The sequence below is a fragment of the Methylobacterium jeotgali genome, from assembly GCF_022179345.1.
GTDB lineage: Bacteria > Pseudomonadota > Alphaproteobacteria > Rhizobiales > Beijerinckiaceae > Methylobacterium > Methylobacterium jeotgali.
In genome coordinates, this window is record NZ_BPQR01000028.1 from 1 (window position 1) to 17,140 (window position 17,140).

Here is a 17,140-nt window from a genome sequence, read left to right on the forward strand (position 1 = left end):
CGATAGGGGCGCACTCCACCCGCGGGACGCGCCATGTTTCAGATGGCTGGCGTCTTTGCCGAGTTCGAACGCGGCATGCTGATCGAAAGGACTCGCGCCGGCATGAACCGGGCTCGCGCCCGAGGCATCCATGTGGGTCGACCCTCGGTAGGAGCGGACGTGAAACGCCGCATCGCGGAAATGCGGGGATTAGGCATTAGCATCAACCGAATCGCGGCGAGCTTGAGCGTTGGAAAGTCGGTCGTGTGTCGGGTCTGCCGAGAACTCCCGATGGCAGCGTCGGGAAAATCTGTAAGCCCGGCGGCGCACGCTTAGGAGCGAGTAGCGGCGTGGCGAACCTTGGCATCATCGATACCGAGCGCCTCACCCTAATTCCGGCGCGGCACCACGACGAGCACGAGTTGTGCTTCCATTTGCATGACATGATGCTCGAGTTGCTGCGGGGTGCGGAGGCCTCCGGGGCAAGTGAGGTTCGCTTCACCTTCCGCTCTGAGGCGGATAGGGATGCCTTCGAGCGCACGTCCGCTGAGGACCCGCTGACCGCGCTGGAGGCTTTAGGCTATATTGACGAGGCCCGACGGGTTGCGCTCAATCAAGTTAACCTAGCTCTGTTCTCCGACTTCCTGCACTTCGTGCATGAGGGGCTGAAAGCGCTGGAGAAGCGGAAGTTTACTGTCGCTCTGGCGTTGTTGCGGAAGCCCCTGAAGGAGAATCTGTTCCTTGCGGCCTGGGCTTGTGGCGACGAAGAAGGGTTTTATCGCGCGCTGGCTGAAGCGCCAAACGAGCATATGGACGCGCGGCGCCTCCAACCCGGCAGGCGAAAAGACATCTTTGCGGCGGCCATAGCGAAGCTTGACGTTCCTAGCGCGTTCAGCGCTGAGCTGATCTACGACATTCTTTACAACAGAGATCTCGCAACAGGTCTGAGCAACCCGTTCGACAAAGCAACGCATCTTGTCACGGGCAGTAAGCCCCTGCTGAAAACCGAGTCTCTCAACTTAAATTTTATCTTCAAGAACTCATTTGATGACGACGTGTTCGAGTTCGTCTATCTACGGCTCACCTATATAATGATATTCGCGCTTTCCATTCAGATTGCGCTTTATTCGCGAATGCGACAGGTTGAGGACTCATTCCGGAGCTATTGTCTACTCGTCGCGCTAGGGGCGAACCACGCCCTTTTCGGCGAAGGGCGCTCACCTCTCATGGAAAGTCTCACGCGCACATTACTAGAATTTATGATGTGCCCACATTGCAAGGCGCGGCTACGGATCGGCAAACGGGCCGCAGCCCGTTTTCTGGTAGCTGAGCAGGTGACTTGCCGCGCTTGTAAGGAAGACTCTCACTTCCCGCTATTCTGGCTATTGTCAAAGGCAAATATGACCCTGGCAGAGACTATCTCGCGCTGAGAGAACCGGTCTACGGTATTACGGGTTTGCGGCCCCGCTTTGCTCCAGAGAGGTCCGACAGATCGACCATCGTTTCGCCCGCGCGCGAGGGGCGTCGAAAGCGTAGAATCAGCGCATGAGCACCCCCGCCCGGACCTATAGGAAGCTGAGCCCCGATCGGCGCGCGGCCTTCCTCGACCGCCTCGCCGGCTGCGGGAACGTGACGGCGGCTGCCGACGCGATCGGCATCTCGCGCGACGCTGCCTACAAGCTCCGCGACCGCGACACCGCCTTCGGCGACGCCTGGACGCTCGCCCTCGACCGCTACGCCGCCGCCCTGGAGGCCGAGCTGCACGCCCGCGTGTTCGACGGCGTGCCGCGGCCGGTATTCCAGCGGGGCGAGCTGGTCGGGCACGAGGTGGTGAAGTCCGACCGGCTGCTTGAGATCGCGCTCCGGGCGCGGCTGCCGGAGACCTACAGCGAGCGGGTGGCGGCGAAGCTGGAGCACTCGGGCTCGGCCGGCGTGCTCGTCGTCGCCAGCGCGATGACGCCGGCCGACTGGGTCAGTGCGTTTGCGCCGAAGGAGGCGGCCGATGTCGGACGCGCTTGAGGCGTATCGCGCCTTGCCCGCGCCCTACCGCCGAGTCGCCCTCAGCCTCCTCCGCCACGCGCGCCGCTGGCGGAAGGATCGCTGGCCGACGCTCCAGCCCATCGACAAGGCGGCGCGCCGCGCGAGCCTCCGTGTCGACTGTCTGGCCGCCATGTTCGGCTTCGTCGCGCTGCCCTACGGCCTCAAGGACGCGATCGTCTTTCGCGACACGATGCGCGGCGGCGATGTCTCGCCGGACCACGTGTACGACTCGCGCCTTCGGCCCTTCTACGAGTTCTTCCGCGCGGCCGTGGCGGCGGACGACGAGCCGATGGACAAGCGCCGCCCGCGCTATTCGGATGAGTTAGGGCCGCCGTCAGGCTGATCAATCAAGAGCCGATCAGGCGTGGTCATGAGTGCGCGGGCGAGGCGCGCCAGGACGGTGATCGTGACGTTGCGCTTTCCGCGCTCGACCTGGCTGACATAGGTCCGGTCAACGCCGGCTTCATGAGCCAGCTCCTCCTGCGAGAGGTCGGCCCCCTTTCGCAGGCGCCGCACGTTGGCGGCAACCGTCTTGATGATCTCAGCATCGTCCACACCCGCAGCGGGCCGCTGATGTGGACTATCGGTCCACGGACTTTGAGTCCCTTTTCTCTTCCGCGTTCAAGATGAGGACGATAGTCTACATCCACGCTCGCGTGGGGGGTGCCGACCGAAGATGGACACCGCCGCCACTCTATGGACGGTCGGAAAGTGGGTCCTGATCGCGACCGCCCTCTCGCCCATGGTCATCGGCATCGGCTGGGCCATCGTGGAGGGTGCGATCCTGCCGCGGCTGATCCCGCGCGCCGAGATCGAGCGGCTGGCCGATGAGATGATGGTCAGCCACCCCGACGACCCCGAGCACGCCGCCCTTATCGAGGAGCACGCCGCGTGGTTTCGCTCCCATAGCGCCGAGCAGGGCAAGTGGCGGCGCGTCCGCAATGCCATCCGTCGGAGGCTCGCGTGATGCCGTTCTCGTGGGGCAGGGCGGCCGGAGGCTGGCACCGCGCACGATGCTGGGCCGGAGTAGCCTTGGCTTCCGGGCTGGCGTACCTGACGCTCTCGGCCACACCGGGTGGGGCCGAACCTCGTGTCTCCTACGGCGGACCACCGGGGCAGACGACGCTGATGATCGATGGGCGGCCTGCCCAGTATGCCGCTACGGTCGACCGGCTGCTCTCGCGGCTAGCCATCTCTGATGGGCTTCGCTTGGCGGCGCGGGACTTCGTTGCGGTGGAGATGGCGAAGGGGCTCGCCGCGCGGCCAGCCGTGGAGGCTTGGGTGATGATGAAGCGGACCGAGGAGATCATAATCCGCTGCACGCGGGTGGCGCGAGCGTCGGTGGAGTGCGTCGTCCGTTAGCCCAAGCCAGCTTACGGGTTTTCCGGAGCCAAAGCCCGAGACACTAACGCGAGAACGTGCAATCTAGCCGAGCATGAGCGAGGCGACACGGGCGAGCGTCAATTTTGGGTATCTGAGAGGTCACGACCTCCGCTTGGCGACCCTTGGCGCGCAGGCCGAGCGCTATTTCCGCGAAGACCCGTCAACCGCCATCATCAAGCTGCGGCAATTCGCCGAACTCATGGCGAAACTCGTCGCCGCCCGCAACGCTCTGTACCGCGGTGAGCGCGAGACGTTCGAAGAGACGCTTCGCCGACTGGCCTATGAACGTCTCATTCCGAAGGAGGCAGCGGATGTTTTCCATGCGCTTCGCAAGCTCGGGAACCCCGCCGTCCACGAACTCAAGGGCAGTCACGCCGAGGCGCTGACCGCCCTTAAGTTCGCTCGCCAGCTCGGGCTGTGGTTCCACCGGACCTACGGCAGAGAGCCGAACTTCAACCCCGGCCCGTTTGTCCCGCCACCGGAGCCGGTCGATGCGACGCTGGGGCTGAGGGAGGAGATCGCTGCGCTTCAGCGCAAAGTGGCCGAAACGGCCGAGGCTGCCGTTGCTGCCCAAGAGCGGGCCGAGAGGGAAAGCCGAGCGCGGGTGACCCTTGAGGAGCGGCTGAAGAGAGAAGCTGAAGAGCGCGCCGTTTGGGAACAGCTCGCCCAGGACAACGAATCAGCACGCGTCGAGATGGCTGCGCAGCTATCTGCGGTCCAAAGCGCAGCCGAGGACGCGCCGCGGGCCGACCTCCTGCACTTTGTCGAACTGGGCGAGCAGGCTGCGTCGAAGATCAACCTCGACGAGGCCGAGACGCGTGCACTTATCGATCAGCAATTGCGTGACCGCGGCTGGGAAGCTGACACGAAGACCTTTCGTCACGCGGCGGGTATTCGGCCTGCGAAGGGGCGGAACATGGCCATTGTCGAATGGCCGACGGCTAATGGGCCGGCCGATTACGCTTTGTTTGTAGGCACGCAGTTCGTGGCCGTGGTCGAGGCGAAGCGGCGACGCAAGAACGTCTCGGCCGCGATTGATCAGGCCGAGCGGTACTCAAGCGGTGTGACACCGTCCGCAGACTTTGTCTGGGCGGGTGGTCCTTGGGGCGAACACACGGTGCCCTTCGTCTTCGCCGCGAATGGGCGCTCATACCTGAAGCAGATCGAGACGGAGAGCGGCATCTGGTTCCGCGACACCCGTCGCGCCGCCAACCACCGTCGTGCGCTCGTGGACTGGCCTACGCCGCAAGGGCTCGCTGGGCTCCTGGAGGTGGATCAGGACGCCGCATCTGCCGCACTGAAGGTGCAGCCCTTCGAGTTCGGCTTCCCGCTCCGGCCGTACCAGCGCGACGCGATCGAAGCGGTCGAGCGCGCCTTGGAGGACGACCGCCGGACGATGCTGGTCGCGATGGCGACGGGCACCGGGAAGACGAAGCTCGCCATCGCCATGCTTTACCGGCTGCTGGCGGTGAAGCGTTTCCGGCGCATCTGCTTCGTGGTCGACCGTAGCGCCCTGGGGCATCAGACAGAAGGCGAGTTCTCGACGACCAAGGTGGTGTCGGGCAGGACCTTCGCAGACATTTTCGGGCTGAAGGGCTTGGAGGACGTGACGCCCGAGCTTGAGACGAAAGTGCATATCTGCACCATTCAGGGCCTCGTGAAACGGGTGCTTTTCACCGCCGACCCGTCCGAAGCGCCACCCATCGACCAATACGACTTGATGGTGATCGATGAATGCCACCGCGGCTACCTTCTCGACCGCGAGATGTCCGACTCGGAACTCACTTTTCGCAGTCAGGACGACTATGTCTCGAAATACCGCCGTGTGCTGGATTACTTCGATGCCGTGAAGGTCGGCCTGACCGCAACTCCGGCGCTCCACACGACCGACATCTTCGGCGATCCCGTCTTCCGGTATTCATATCGGGAGGCTGTCGTTGACGGCTACCTGATCGACCACGAGCCGCCGATCCGAATCGAGACGGCGCTCGCCCGCGCGGGCATCGCCTTCGCCAAGGATGAGCAGTTTGAGTTGCTGGACACGCGCTCCGGCGAAATCGACCTCGCCCATGCACCGGATGAGATCCACTTCGAGGTCGAGCAGTTCAACAAGAAGGTCATCACGGAGCCCTTCAACCAGGTTGTGGCCGAGGAACTGGCGAAGCACATTGACCCCGCATTGCCGGGCAAGACGCTGATCTTCGCCGCGACGGATGCCCATGCCGACATCATCGTGAAGGCGATCAAGGATGCCTTCGCGGACGCCTACGGCGAGATCGAGGACGCCGCGGTCAAGAAGATCACGGGGAGCGTCGATCGCGTCCAGAAGCTCATCCGATCGTTCCGCAACGACGCGAACCCGAAGATCGCCGTCACGGTTGACCTTCTCACGACCGGCATCGATGTGCCGTCCATCACGAACCTCGTCTTCCTACGACGTGTCAACAGCCGCATCCTCTATGAGCAGATGATCGGCCGAGCGACACGGCAGTGCCCCGATATCGGCAAGGAGGTGTTCCGCATCTTCGACGCCGTTGACCTCTATGTTCACCTTCAGGGCCTGACCGACATGAAGCCGGTCGTGGTCAACCCGTCGATCAGCTTCGAACAGCTCGTGACCGAGCTTGTGGCCGCGAAGGACGACGCGCAGCGCGCGACCATTCGCGACCAGCTCGCCGTCAAGCTGCGGCGCCGGATCAAGAAGCTGCCCGCCGATGCCCGCGAGCGGATCGAGGCTGTGGCGGGCGAGGCACCGGAGGCCGTGCTGAAGCGGGTGCTTGATGCCTCGCCGCACCAACTCGCGGGCTGGTTCGCCGGTCGCGCCGCCCTCGGGGCCGTGCTGGATTGGCAGGCGGACGGCGATGCGCCGCGGTTCGTACCCATCTCCCACCATGCCGACGAGGTCGTTGCGGTGACTCGCGGCTATGGGGCCGCCGACAAGCCGGAAGATTTCCTCGACAGCTTCACGGCCTTTGTCCGCGACAACGTCAATACGATCGCCGCCCTGAAGCTCGTCGTTCAGCGCCCGCGCGATCTCACGCGGGCCGACCTCAAGGAGCTTCGGCTCGCGCTCGACCGCAAGGGCTATTCCGAGGCCAGTCTCCGGCGCGCATGGGCCGACGCGAAGAACGAGGATATTGCCGCCTCCATCATAGGCTTCGTGCGCCAGGCGGCGATCGGCGACCCGCTGTTGCCCTATGAAGATCGCGTGCGCGACGCCATGCGCGCTATCCTGGCCGGACGGACCTGGACCGAGCCGCAAAAGCGGTGGCTCCGCCGCATCGGAGAGCAGATCGGCAAGGAAGTCGTTGTCGATCGAGAGGCGCTGGACCGCGATCCGTTCGCGGCCGATGGCGGCTTCACGAGGCTGAACAAGGTATTTGGCGGCGAGCTGGAGAGCGTGCTCGCCGGTATCAACGAAGAAATGTGGAAGAAGGCGGGCTGATGACATCGACCCATGACATCGTCGGGAAACTTTGGGCGCTCTGCCATGTGCTGCGGGACGACGGCGTCAGCTATAGCGAGTACGTCACTGAGCTGACTTACCTTCTTTTCCTCAAGATGCTGGCTGAAGTGCCGGACCAGAACGGAAAACTGCGCGAAGAGCGGCTGCCGGAAGCCTATCGCTGGTCAAGGCTCGCCAAGCTCGAAGGCGAAGAGCAGCTTCGGCACTACCGCCAGATGATGATCGACCTCGGCAAGCCTGACGTGAAGGACGAGCTCGTTCGGGCGATCTTCACCGACGCGCAGACCCGCCTGAAACGGCCGGCGAATCTGAAGACGCTGACGACGAACATCGGCCAGCTCGACTGGTTCTCGGCCCGCGAAGATGGCTTGGGCAGCCTCTACGAGGGCCTGCTCCAGAAGAACGCCGAGGACAAGAAGTCCGGCGCCGGCCAGTATTTCACCCCGCGACCGCTGATCGACTGCATCGTGCGGCTCATGAAGCCGCAGCCGGGTGAGACGGTGCAGGACCCGGCCGCCGGCACGGCCGGCTTCCTCGTCGCCGCCGACCGCTTCGTGAAGGACGCAACCGACGACCTGTACGAGTTGAACGAGGCCCAGGCGTTCTTTCAACGCCACCACGCGCTCTGCGGTGCCGAGCTTGTGACGGACACCCATCGACTCTGCATGATGAACCTCCTCCTCCACGGGATCGAAGGAGGCGTGGACAACATCGACACCCTGTCGCCGGACGGTGAGGCGCTGGCGAAGGCGGACGTGATCCTGACCAATCCTCCCTTCGGCACGAAGAAGGGAGGCGGCCGGCCAACCCGCAACGACTTCTCGGTCACGGCCGACACCTCGAACAAGCAACTCGCCTTTGTCGAGCACATCGTGCGCGCCCTCAAGACTGGCGGGCGGACTGCGGTGGTGGTGCCCGACAACGTGCTATTCGAGGACAACACCGGACGGCGATTGCGCACGTGGCTGATGGACCTGTGCGACCTGCACACGATCCTCCGGCTGCCCACCGGCATTTTCTACGCTCAGGGCGTGAAGACGAACGTGCTATTCTTCCGGCGCGGTCCCACCGACAAGGCCAACACAAAGGCGGTTTGGGTCTACGACATGCGGGCCAACATGCCGGCCTTCGGCAAAACGCGCCCGCTCACCGTCGCTGACTTCTCCGATTTCGAAGCCGCCTATGGCGACGATCCGAATGGCAAGGCCGCGCGCAAGTCGCAAGGCGAGGTCGGACGGTGGAAGAGCTTCAGCCGGGCAGCCATCAAGGACCGCAACGACAACCTCGACATCGCTTGGCTGCGCGACACGGAAGCGGAGGCGGAAGAGGCCCTGACCGAACCGGAGGACATCGCCGCTGCCATCATCGGGCATCTGAAGGCTGCCCTTGAGGAGATCGAGACGCTATCGGAGGAGTTGGAGGTTGGGGACGAGGTCGCGATCGTCGCGGAGGCGGCGGAATGAGCGAGCTTCCCAGGGGTTGGGCTGCCGCAACCATTGCTGATACAGGCCGCTACCTAAATGGCATGGCGTTTAAGCCATCGGACTGGGGACAATTTGGCCTCCCTATCATTCGCATTCAGAATCTTACGGACCCCGGACGGGCATTAAATAGGACAAAGCGAACCGTTGATGCCGAATTGCTCGTGGAGCCGGGAGACATCCTTGTTAGTTGGTCTGCCACATTGGACGCCTTCATTTGGGACAGAGAGCCGGCCGTTCTCAATCAGCATATCTTCAGGGTTGTGCCGAATGACAATATGGTCGACAAGCAATTTCTCTTTTACGGTTTGCGAGTTTCCATAGTTGAGCTGATAGCCAGCGAGCATCTTCATGGGAGCACCATGAAGCACATCAACCGTGGCCCTTTCTTAGCTCATTCTTTCCCGCTGCCTCCATTGCCCGAACAGCGGCGGATCGTAGCGAAGATCGACAGCTTTTCGGTCAAAGCGCGTCGCGCACGCGATCACCTCAACCACATCCCCCGCCTCGTCGAAAAGTATAAGCAAGCCGTACTCGCGGCAGCATTTCGAGGCGATCTCACGCAGGAGTGGCGTCGAGCTTCGCCCGCGTCGTTCGCGGTGGTGCCGCGGCAAGCCGAGACGATCCGCTCGAAGTTCTCTGCTTCGCGCGAGTTTTTCGCGCCGTATGAGCTTCCAGCTCAATGGCAGTGGCTGCGGCTTCCTGAACTCGGTGACCTCGATCGTGGGAGGTCACGTCACCGTCCCCGCAATGATCCCAAGCTGTTCGGAGGAGACCATCCGTTCATTCAGACGGGAGAGGTAAGGGCCGCAGAACGTTACGTTACGTCATTCGTCGAAACCTATAGCGATTTTGGTTTGGGGCAGAGCCGGCTTTGGCCAATTGGCACTGTGTGCATCACGATTGCGGCCAATATTGCGCAGACAGCCATCCTCGCCATCGAAGCCTGTTTCCCTGACAGTGTCGTCGGATTCATACCCGATGCCGATCGAGCGGAGACCAGCTTCGTGGAGTTCTTCCTTCGGACAGCGCGGGCAGAATTGGAGACTTTTGCTCCGGCAACCGCCCAGAAGAATATCAATCTCGATACCTTGAGTGCTGTGCGCCTCCCGACGCCTCCGATTGCAGAACAACGCGAGATCGTTCGTGGGATCGAATCCGCCTTTACTTGGATTGATCGCCTCGCCAAGGAGGCTACGAGCGCCCGCAAGCTTCTCGACCACCTCGATCGGGCCGTACTCTCCAAGGCGTTCCGGGGCGAACTCGTGCCGCAGGATCCAACCGACGAACCCGCCAGCGTCCTCCTGGAGCGGATCAAGGCTCAGCGTGAAGGGGTGCCCGTCCGTACTGCCCGCCGCGGCCGGCGCGCGACAGGATAGGAGCCGACATGCCTGACTTGACCGTGATCGAAGGCGGAGGAGAACGCCGGGATTGGGATCGCGAACTTTCGCAGCAGCATTTCGAGGCGTTTGTCGTCGTGCTGCTTCGGAGCCTTGCCGCTGGAGATGGATCACACCGGCTGACGCAAGAGTTCTTCCGCTTCCTCGAACATGCCCAGGACAGCAAGGTGCCCGTCGGACCGGTGCTGGATGGCGCGATCCGGACCCTGCATGAGCAGGCCTTCGACAGCGATGGTGGTGACGGTTACGAAGCCGAGAAGAAGCACGTGCTGCAAGCCGCCCTTCGCGTGACGGCCGAGAGCATGGCGAGCGACAGCCTCGCTCGCGCGCGGCGCTCAAAACGGGAAGACGAACTGCGGCATGCGATTGACGAGAGAGTGCTCGGCTCCGAGCGGCGATCACGGGAGAACGGCTGGAGCTACGTCGCGAACCTGACCGAGCGCCTTGGGAAGTGGCCGGCGCGGAGGAAGTAGCTAACCGCAGATGGCGAAGCTCCGCGACCCGGCCCTCTTCTCGCAGCACTTCGGCATCGACCCTCAGCGCTTAGCCGACCGCGGGATTTTCGACCCGGTCCTGAACGGTGACACGAAGCTGTTCATCGACCCGATGCTGTTAGACCACGCGGCGAACAGGTCTTTTGCGGCGGACGCACGGCAGACGTTCAACGGCTACTTCGAGACGGTCATCAAGCTCATCGCCGGTTCGAAAGCGCGGGGCGACGTGCCTTGGCGCGCAGCCGAGCGGAAGCTGCAATTTCCTGAGGTGCCGTTCACCTGCTTGGGCTACGGCGCGTCGACGATCCGTGGCAGCGGCGGGGGCACGGTCCAGACAAGCACGCTGGTTCAGACCGCGTCGGAAATCATCGAACTCGGTGTGACCGATCCCGACCTCTTCGTTGCGATGGCGCTCATTGAGGAGGGTATCGGGCCTGATCGCATCAGCGACATGACAACGAAGATCATCCTGCCGGTGCTGATCGCCCACACGCAAGCCATCTGCAAAGCCCTGGATCTCCAGACTGGGCAGATGACCTTCACTCTCTCCAATGGTGAGCGGTTCGGCGGCGATCTGCCCCGCAATCCTCACGATGCTGGCGGAGGTCCGGTCATCCTCGTGCCCCGTGACGTGTTGCGCGACCTTCCTGTCGCGACCGACTGGGATAGCGTAGGCGACGCGGCGTCGAAGAACGCGGCCCTTCGCACGGACCTGAACGAACGGATCGCCGGTGTATGGGCGGCGAAGACGAGGCGGGACAAGGCCACGATCCGGGGATGGGCCTTATCGAACGACGCATCGTTCCGCGACCTGCTCGATCTCCTCAAAGGCATCCCGGCGACCAGCTACGACTTCAGCGCCGACCCAGCCGGGGAGGTCTTCTGGAGCCGGCTTCTTTCGACGTTCAAAAATGACGGCATACAGAAGATAGACAAGCGGCAGGGTTGGACGCGAGAGGCGATCCTGTCCGTCGTGGACAAGATTATCGAGAACTTCCGCCACCTCGTCGAGGATCGGCGCCTGTCAGAGGAGTTGTACCACGAGGGGAAGCCACGGGCGGAAAAGGCGGCGCAACGGCTGTTCTTCGTCGTGGCCCACGCCTTCTGCAAGGCCAACGACCTCGACCTCACGCCCGAGGCTGACACGGGGAATGGACCGGTCGACTTCAAAGTGTCGAGCGGCTTCACCGGGCGCGTGCTGGTCGAAATCAAGCTCTCCACGAACGGCAAGGTCGTGGCGGGCTACACGCGGCAACTCGACACCTACGCGACTGCCGAGGAAGCCGCGGCGGCCTATTACGTCGTCGTGGACGTGGGCCAGATGGGCGGGAAGCTGGATAAGCTGTACGCGGAGAGGAACGTGCTCGTGATGGCTGGGAAGCCTGTTCGACCGATCATAGTCATCGACGCTGAGCAAAAGCCGTCTGCGAGCAAACTGTAGATCGGATGCAAAGTAAATCCACTTTGATGTTAATCAATATTTGCGTCACGCGCTTCCACGAATTCTTTCCAGTTGGCGACGACAACCGGCTTCTCTGCCGGCCGATCTTTCTTCAAACCAACATCAAGCCTTAGCCTCTTCTCAAAATAGTAGAGGAGGGCGCACCGAACGGGAACGGTGATCCGCCCGTTGCGCATATCGTAGTCCATCGCGATCGTCTCCCGCTGGCTTTCGGAAAGCTCGGGGTTCGGGATCAGATGGACGTCGAACATCGTCAGCCAATTCCGATCGGCGGAAGCAGGCGCGCCGGCCATTCCGTCGGCGCGCAGCTCACGGCAGCGGGAGAGAACGAAGTCCTTGAACGTGCCGTCTATGTGGCAGAAGGCGCGCACATGCCAACGAAGGCCATCATTGCCGAACGCGTGAGGAGTAATACGCCGCCAGATGGCATCCGGTCGCTGCTTGTTCATCGAGTGATAGTGAACCTCGATTGATCGAGCCGTCCGGATGACGTCAATGAGCCGCTTCAATATCGCCGGCTCGATCCGCCGTCCGGGAACCGGCATTACGCCCACATCAGGCGCATTTGCGATCCACGTGTCGGCCAACGTGATAACCCGATTTGCGATCGCCTGAAGTTGAACGAGGTACCGTTCTGCGTTGGGCTTGAGGTAGCGCGGCGCAAAATCCGAGGTCGGGACATAGCGCTTCTCGCTGGAATTGTAGCGCAGGTTCCGAGGTGCGAGCTTCTGATAGAGGGTCAGATCGTTCGACGCTTGCGGAACGGAAACGCCGAAACGGGACGTGATGTCGCCACGGCGAATCCCACCCTCCCAAAAAGTCAGGAACTCAATGAACTCAAGCCGTTGCTCCGTCCCCCAGCGCAGCTTGCTGTCATCACTGTCCACAACGCGCGTCCCCGGATCAGCATAGTTTCTTGACAGGTCTCCTGAGGAGACCCATATAGAAACTATCTTCTTCGAGCCAGCGTGGTCAACGACGGCACGCTGGACATACCCGGAACAGGGGCGGGCGACATGAACAATCTCTGGAGCAATCCGCCTCTCGGACCGACGGCCCCTGTCGGTGAAATCCTGCTCGCAGGGACGGCGATCCGGATTGAGCTACCGCCCAGCCTGCATCAGCTCGCCGTGGATCGCTACGAAGCGATCCGTAAGCATATCGAGCGCGCGGATAGCCCGCTGCATGATCGCGTTCGGATTTTCTACCCGCAGGGGTCCATGGCGATCCGCGCCACGATCAAGGCTCGGAAGCGCGTCGACGGGTTCGATATCGATATCATCGCCGAATTGATCCTGCCGTTGTCTCTGACACCGGCCGAAGTGCTCGACCTCCTCTTCGCAGCGATCAACGGGCCACCCGGCTCCAGATACCATGGCATGGTCGAACGGCAGACCCGTTGCGTGACGGTCTACTACGCAGATGGCATGCACCTCGACGTGACGCCGACGGTCCTGATCGACGAGCGCGCTCCACGCCTCAGCTGCCTATTCCATGCGAAGGCTGAAGAACCGCCCGCGTCCCACAAGCGGGTGCTCATGAACAGCTTCGCGTTCTGCGACTGGTTCAACGAGCTTACCCCCGCCAACGTCAGTTTCGCCATGGCCTATGCGGAACGGGCGGCGGCCTTCGACAGGATCGCCATTCTCGCTGATGCCGAGGTGAAACCGGTGCCGGCCCATTCGACGATCGAAGGGGGCAAGTCCACGACGGTCGTTGCGCTGCAGCTCCTGAAGCGAAACCGCAATCTCAGGCATGAGAAGCGCAAGGGAATGAGACTGCCGCCGTCGGTCATGATGGCGAAGATCGCGGCCGAAACGTCAGTGCCAGGAGCGAGCATCGCGGGAGCCTTGGAGTCTATCGCAGGAGCGATTCAGTCGACGCTCGAAGCCGCCGAACGCGAAGAACGCCTGGTGGATGTTCGGAACCCGCGCTGCCAGGATGAGCGATTCACGGACCGATGGCCTGAGAACCGTCAGGCGCAACGCCTCTATATTGAGGACCTGAAATTGCTGCGCCAGCAATTGGCGGCTTTGATGTCCGACAGCCTGATGCTCGATCAAAAGCGGGACTTGCTTGTAGCCATGTTCGGTGAAGGCCCGGCTCAGTCCACCGTCGATGAATATGCTGCGACTATCGGTCGATCCATCCAGAGCGGCAATCGTCTGGTGTCGCCTCTGGGGCGGATCGTGCCGAGCGTGGCGGCTGCTGCCCCGTTCGTGGTGAAGTCCGGTCCTGCTCAGCCGAGGCCGCACACCTTCTTCGGTACGAGGTGGAAGGGGTGAAGTCGGTGCGACAGCAGATCGGCGCAATGGCGCGCCGCTGGCCGACCTTCGAGGTAGCTGAGCAGTCGACGACGCATGCGCTCTGGTTTGGGGGATTGATAGGTGTCGAGCGCTCGCACCGACTGTCGCTGGAGTTCGCCCTTCCGGACCACAGGGATGGTAAGGGGATGTCGGCAAGGTTTCCCGTGGTGCGGGTCCTGTCTCCCAGACTCATCCTGAAACCTAATACGGCTGAGGAAGCACCCCTGCCGCACGTCTATTTTGAGGAGCCGGACACCACCCTGTCGCCGCTTTGCCTATTCGATCCCAGCAAGTCCGAGTGGTCCCACGACGATCTTGTGGCCCACACGACCGTGCCGTGGGCCGCCGATTGGCTCGCCTGCTACGAGGGCTGGCTCGCGACGGGCCGGTGGCACGGCGGCGGGCGACATGGACGAGGCGCTCATAAGGATACGATGGAGGAGTGATGAACTACGTCCCGCCGCGACGTTCGGATGGTACGTCGCAGACGACGCGCGTACGTCAGCCCTGGCCGGTGGACCGCCCGTTTCGAATTCTGACGATAGACGGCGGAGGCATTCGTGGGGTGTTCCCGGCCGCGTATCTCGCCGAACTTGAACAGCGCTTTGTTAGCGGGGCCTCAATCGCTGAATATTTCGACATGATCGCCGGCACGTCGACCGGCGGCATCATCGCGCTGGCTCTAGCCTACGGCCTAACGGCCAAGGAAGCTCTCGCGATCTACCAGGACCGAGGCCCGCGAATTTTTCCGTCACGACAGCGGCTTGGGGTGCTGGCGCGCAACCTAAGATGGATAATGCGGCCAAAATACAATTCTGCGCCCTTGAAGAACGAGTTATTGCAGGTTTTCGGCGACGCCGTGCTCGACGCAGCAACGACCCGGCTGGTGATACCGAGTTTCGAGGGACGATACGGCGAGCCGTTCATTTACAAGACCCCGCACCACCCAGATTATCAGAAGGACCGTCATCAACGCTTCGCGCATGTCGCGCTGCATACGACCGCGGCGCCGTCCTACTTCCCAGGCGTCGAGGTTGACGGCTACATCATGTTAGACGGGGGTGTCTGGGCCAATAATCCCGTCATGAATGCCGTCGTTGATGCGCTCGCTTGCTTCGATATACCCCGTGAGAACGTCCGTGTCCTGAGCTTGGGGACTGGTGAGGCGACGTTTACGGTCAACGAGCAGGCCAAGGAGGGTGGCGCGGTGACCTGGGCCTGGCGCCGTGCTTTCGATGCAGCAGCCCGCGCCCAATCAAAGAATGCGCTGGGACAGGCTTATTTGCTTGTTGGCAAGCCGAATGTCGTCCGCATCGACCCGCCCGAAAGTGATCAGGCGATCCAAATGGACGATGTCACTCGCGCCCTGCGGGGACTGCCGCTGGTAGCTCGCAGTCTCGTAGAAGGCTCGGGCCATCATGTTGAAGCCTTGTTTCTGAAGGAGCGCGCCCTTCCATTCCTGCCGTGTGCCCCGGCACATCCCCGCGACCGGGGCTCGTGAACAGCGGACGTGGGCCAAAACGCTCCGACGGAACCTCAGAGCAGAAGGGCTGCATTGGCACCGGACATAACCAGACAGCACCTCTGGCCAGGGAACCCCGGCGGAACCCCGGCCGTAAAAACGACGCGGGCCGCTCGCGCGGCCCGTTCGTAAACTCCTGACACCTACAAGGAAAACTGGAGCGGGCGAAGGGATTCGAACCCTCGACCCCAACCTTGGCAAGGTTGTGCTCTACCCCTGAGCTACACCCGCTCACAGCGCGGTGGCGGCGGAGGCTTTCGCCCCGCGGCCCCGGACGGCGCTCTCTAAACACCATTCCGCCGGGGCTTGCAAGCGCTCAATCGATGCCGGCTTCCAACTGCCAGAGCGGGGCAGGGGGCAGGCCCTCGCGGATCTCCCGGAGGCGGGCGCGGGTCGGCGCGGTGGTCTCCTCGGGGAGGGCGTCGAGGGGGAAGAAGCCGCAGGCGGCGATCTCCCGGTCCGGCGCCTTCTCGCGCAGCACCCGGAAGGCCGGCGCGACGTATAGGGCGACGTAGTCGCGGCCGGCGCCGGCGGTGTTGCGGTAGAACCCGTGCAGGCGCAGCCGCGCGCCGGTGTCCAGCGCGATCTCGGCCTCCTCCCGGAACTCGCGCTCCATCGCCACTTCGGGCGCCTCGCCGGGCTCGATGCCGCCGCCGGGAAGGTGCCAGCCGGACACGTAGGTATGGCGCACGAGGCAGACGCGGCCGCGGTCGTCGATCGCAGCGCCGCGCACGCCGAGCGTCATGCCGCGGGTGGCGAGCGCCCCGAGATGCAGGAGGCGGCGCAGGAACGGCCGGTCGAGGAGCACGGGATCAGGCGACCGCCAGCGCGATCCGCCCGAGCCCCTCGATCGCGGCCTCCATCGTCTCGCCCCGCCGCACCGGCCCGACCCCGGAGGGCGTGCCCGTGAAGACGAGATCGCCCGGATGAAGCTCGAAATAGCCCGACAGGAAGGCGATCTGCTCGGCGACCGACCAGATCATCTCGGAGAGGTCGCCCCGCTGCCGCTCGGCGCGATCGACGGTGAGCGTGATGGCGCCGCGCTGCGGATGGCCGATGCGCGCCGCCGGGTGCAGGAGGCCGATCGGGGCGGAGGCGTCGGCGGCCTTGCCGAGGTCCCAGGGGCGGGAGAGCTTCTTGGCCTCCTCCTGGAGGTCGCGCCGGGTCATGTCGAGGCCGATCGCATAGCCGTAGACGTGGTCCAGCGCCTCCGAAACCGGGATGTCGCGCCCGCCCGTGCCGATCGCGGCCACCAGCTCGACCTCGAAATGGTAGTTCTCCGTCCGCGGCGGGTAGGGATGGGGAACGGGCTCGCTCCCGGTCACCACCTGGAGCGCGTCGGCGGGCTTCATGAAGAAGAAGGGCGGCTCGCGGTCCGGATCGTGCCCCATCTCGCGGGCATGCGCCGCGTAGTTGCGCCCGACGCAGTAGACCCGCCGCACGGGAAACAGGTCCTCGCTGCCGTCGATCGGCAGACCGATGCGGGGCGGGTTCGGGATGACGGAGAGCATGGAAACCTCGCGAGGGCGCGCCGGCGGCGTTCCGTGCGGGAACGCCTGCCCGGAGAGCGACCGGGCTGCTATCTAGGAACGCGATCCGGCGGCGGC

16 protein-coding genes, 1 tRNA gene and 1 pseudogene are annotated in these 17,140 nt (G+C 63.3%); 13 read left to right on the forward strand and 5 right to left on the reverse strand.

The window, feature by feature from the left end:
* Positions 1-27: 27 nt before the first annotated feature.
* The 4 genes and pseudogenes from MFF04_RS08595 to MFF04_RS08610 form a co-directional block, all read left to right on the forward strand.
* Positions 28-315: pseudogene (locus MFF04_RS08595) on the forward strand (recombinase family protein); the annotation flags it as partial.
* A 14-nt stretch (positions 316-329) separates the two neighbouring features.
* Entirely contained in the window at positions 330-1,409 is a 1,080-nt protein-coding gene (locus MFF04_RS08600; protein ID WP_238275080.1) for a hypothetical protein, read from the forward strand.
* Between the two features lie 115 nt (positions 1,410-1,524).
* Positions 1,525-1,998, forward strand: a complete 474-nt coding sequence (locus MFF04_RS08605) for a hypothetical protein (protein WP_238275082.1) — start codon at positions 1,525-1,527, stop codon at positions 1,996-1,998.
* Entirely contained in the window at positions 1,982-2,362 is a 381-nt protein-coding gene (locus MFF04_RS08610) for a hypothetical protein (protein WP_238275083.1), read from the forward strand. The genes MFF04_RS08605 and MFF04_RS08610 overlap by 17 nt, the downstream gene beginning before the upstream one ends.
* On the opposite strand, the gene MFF04_RS08615 is transcribed toward MFF04_RS08610, so the two are convergent.
* Entirely contained in the window at positions 2,329-2,574 is a 246-nt protein-coding gene (locus MFF04_RS08615; RefSeq protein WP_163777615.1) for a helix-turn-helix domain-containing protein, read from the reverse strand. The genes MFF04_RS08610 and MFF04_RS08615 overlap by 34 nt on opposite strands.
* Before the next feature lie 121 nt (positions 2,575-2,695).
* Between MFF04_RS08615 and MFF04_RS08620 the strand changes: the two genes are divergently transcribed.
* The 6 genes from MFF04_RS08620 to MFF04_RS08645 all read left to right on the forward strand — a co-directional run bounded on the left by MFF04_RS08620 (position 2,696) and on the right by MFF04_RS08645 (position 11,684).
* The gene (locus MFF04_RS08620; protein WP_238275085.1) at positions 2,696-2,986 is read left to right on the forward strand and encodes a hypothetical protein; all 291 of its coding nucleotides are present in this window, start codon (positions 2,696-2,698) and stop codon (positions 2,984-2,986) included.
* Between the two features lie 528 nt (positions 2,987-3,514).
* Positions 3,515-6,847 (forward strand): type I restriction-modification system endonuclease, encoded by a 3,333-nt coding sequence (gene hsdR / locus MFF04_RS08625; protein ID WP_238275086.1) that lies wholly within the window; start codon positions 3,515-3,517, stop codon positions 6,845-6,847.
* Positions 6,847-8,331, forward strand: a complete 1,485-nt coding sequence (locus tag MFF04_RS08630) for a class I SAM-dependent DNA methyltransferase (RefSeq protein ID WP_238275087.1) — start codon at positions 6,847-6,849, stop codon at positions 8,329-8,331. Before hsdR ends, MFF04_RS08630 begins: the two co-directional genes overlap by 1 nt.
* Complete coding sequence (locus tag MFF04_RS08635) at positions 8,328-9,728, forward strand: restriction endonuclease subunit S (protein ID WP_238275088.1); 1,401 nt, start codon at positions 8,328-8,330, stop codon at positions 9,726-9,728. Before MFF04_RS08630 ends, MFF04_RS08635 begins: the two co-directional genes overlap by 4 nt.
* 8 nt (positions 9,729-9,736) lie before the next feature.
* A complete protein-coding gene (locus tag MFF04_RS08640; RefSeq protein ID WP_238275089.1) occupies positions 9,737-10,222 on the forward strand; it encodes a hypothetical protein in 486 nt (161 codons plus the stop codon).
* A gap of 10 nt (positions 10,223-10,232) precedes the next feature.
* Complete coding sequence (locus MFF04_RS08645; protein ID WP_238275090.1) at positions 10,233-11,684, forward strand: DUF8370 family protein; 1,452 nt, start codon at positions 10,233-10,235, stop codon at positions 11,682-11,684.
* 29 nt (positions 11,685-11,713) lie between these two features.
* Here MFF04_RS08645 and MFF04_RS08650 read toward each other — a convergent pair whose 3' ends face one another.
* Positions 11,714-12,592: a BrxR family helix-turn-helix transcriptional regulator gene (locus tag MFF04_RS08650; protein WP_238275091.1), complete on the reverse strand. Its 879-nt coding sequence runs from the start codon at positions 12,590-12,592 to the stop codon at positions 11,714-11,716.
* An 81-nt stretch (positions 12,593-12,673) separates the two neighbouring features.
* On the opposite strand from MFF04_RS08650, the gene MFF04_RS08655 reads away from it, so the two are divergent.
* The 3 genes from MFF04_RS08655 to MFF04_RS08665 are packed head-to-tail and all read left to right on the forward strand — an operon-like array spanning position 12,674 to position 15,512.
* Positions 12,674-13,990, forward strand: coding sequence for a nucleotidyltransferase domain-containing protein (locus MFF04_RS08655; RefSeq protein ID WP_238275092.1), 1,317 nt, complete (start codon positions 12,674-12,676; stop codon positions 13,988-13,990).
* Positions 13,991-13,995: 5 nt separating this feature from the next.
* The gene (locus tag MFF04_RS08660) at positions 13,996-14,457 is read left to right on the forward strand and encodes a type II CBASS E2 protein (protein ID WP_238275093.1); all 462 of its coding nucleotides are present in this window, start codon (positions 13,996-13,998) and stop codon (positions 14,455-14,457) included.
* Positions 14,457-15,512, forward strand: a complete 1,056-nt coding sequence (locus MFF04_RS08665) for a CBASS cGAMP-activated phospholipase (protein ID WP_238275095.1) — start codon at positions 14,457-14,459, stop codon at positions 15,510-15,512. Before MFF04_RS08660 ends, MFF04_RS08665 begins: the two co-directional genes overlap by 1 nt.
* 177 nt (positions 15,513-15,689) lie before the next feature.
* Here MFF04_RS08665 and MFF04_RS08670 read toward each other — a convergent pair.
* The 3 genes from MFF04_RS08670 to MFF04_RS08680 form a co-directional block, all read right to left on the reverse strand.
* Positions 15,690-15,764 (reverse strand) — tRNA-Gly (locus MFF04_RS08670).
* 85 nt (positions 15,765-15,849) lie between these two features.
* Positions 15,850-16,341 carry an NUDIX domain-containing protein gene (locus tag MFF04_RS08675; RefSeq protein WP_238275096.1) on the reverse strand — a complete coding sequence of 164 codons (492 nt, stop codon included), beginning with the start codon at positions 16,339-16,341 and terminating at the stop codon, positions 15,850-15,852.
* A gap of 4 nt (positions 16,342-16,345) precedes the next feature.
* Positions 16,346-17,044 (reverse strand): fumarylacetoacetate hydrolase family protein, encoded by a 699-nt coding sequence (locus MFF04_RS08680; protein ID WP_238275098.1) that lies wholly within the window; start codon positions 17,042-17,044, stop codon positions 16,346-16,348.
* Positions 17,045-17,140 lie beyond the last annotated feature (96 nt).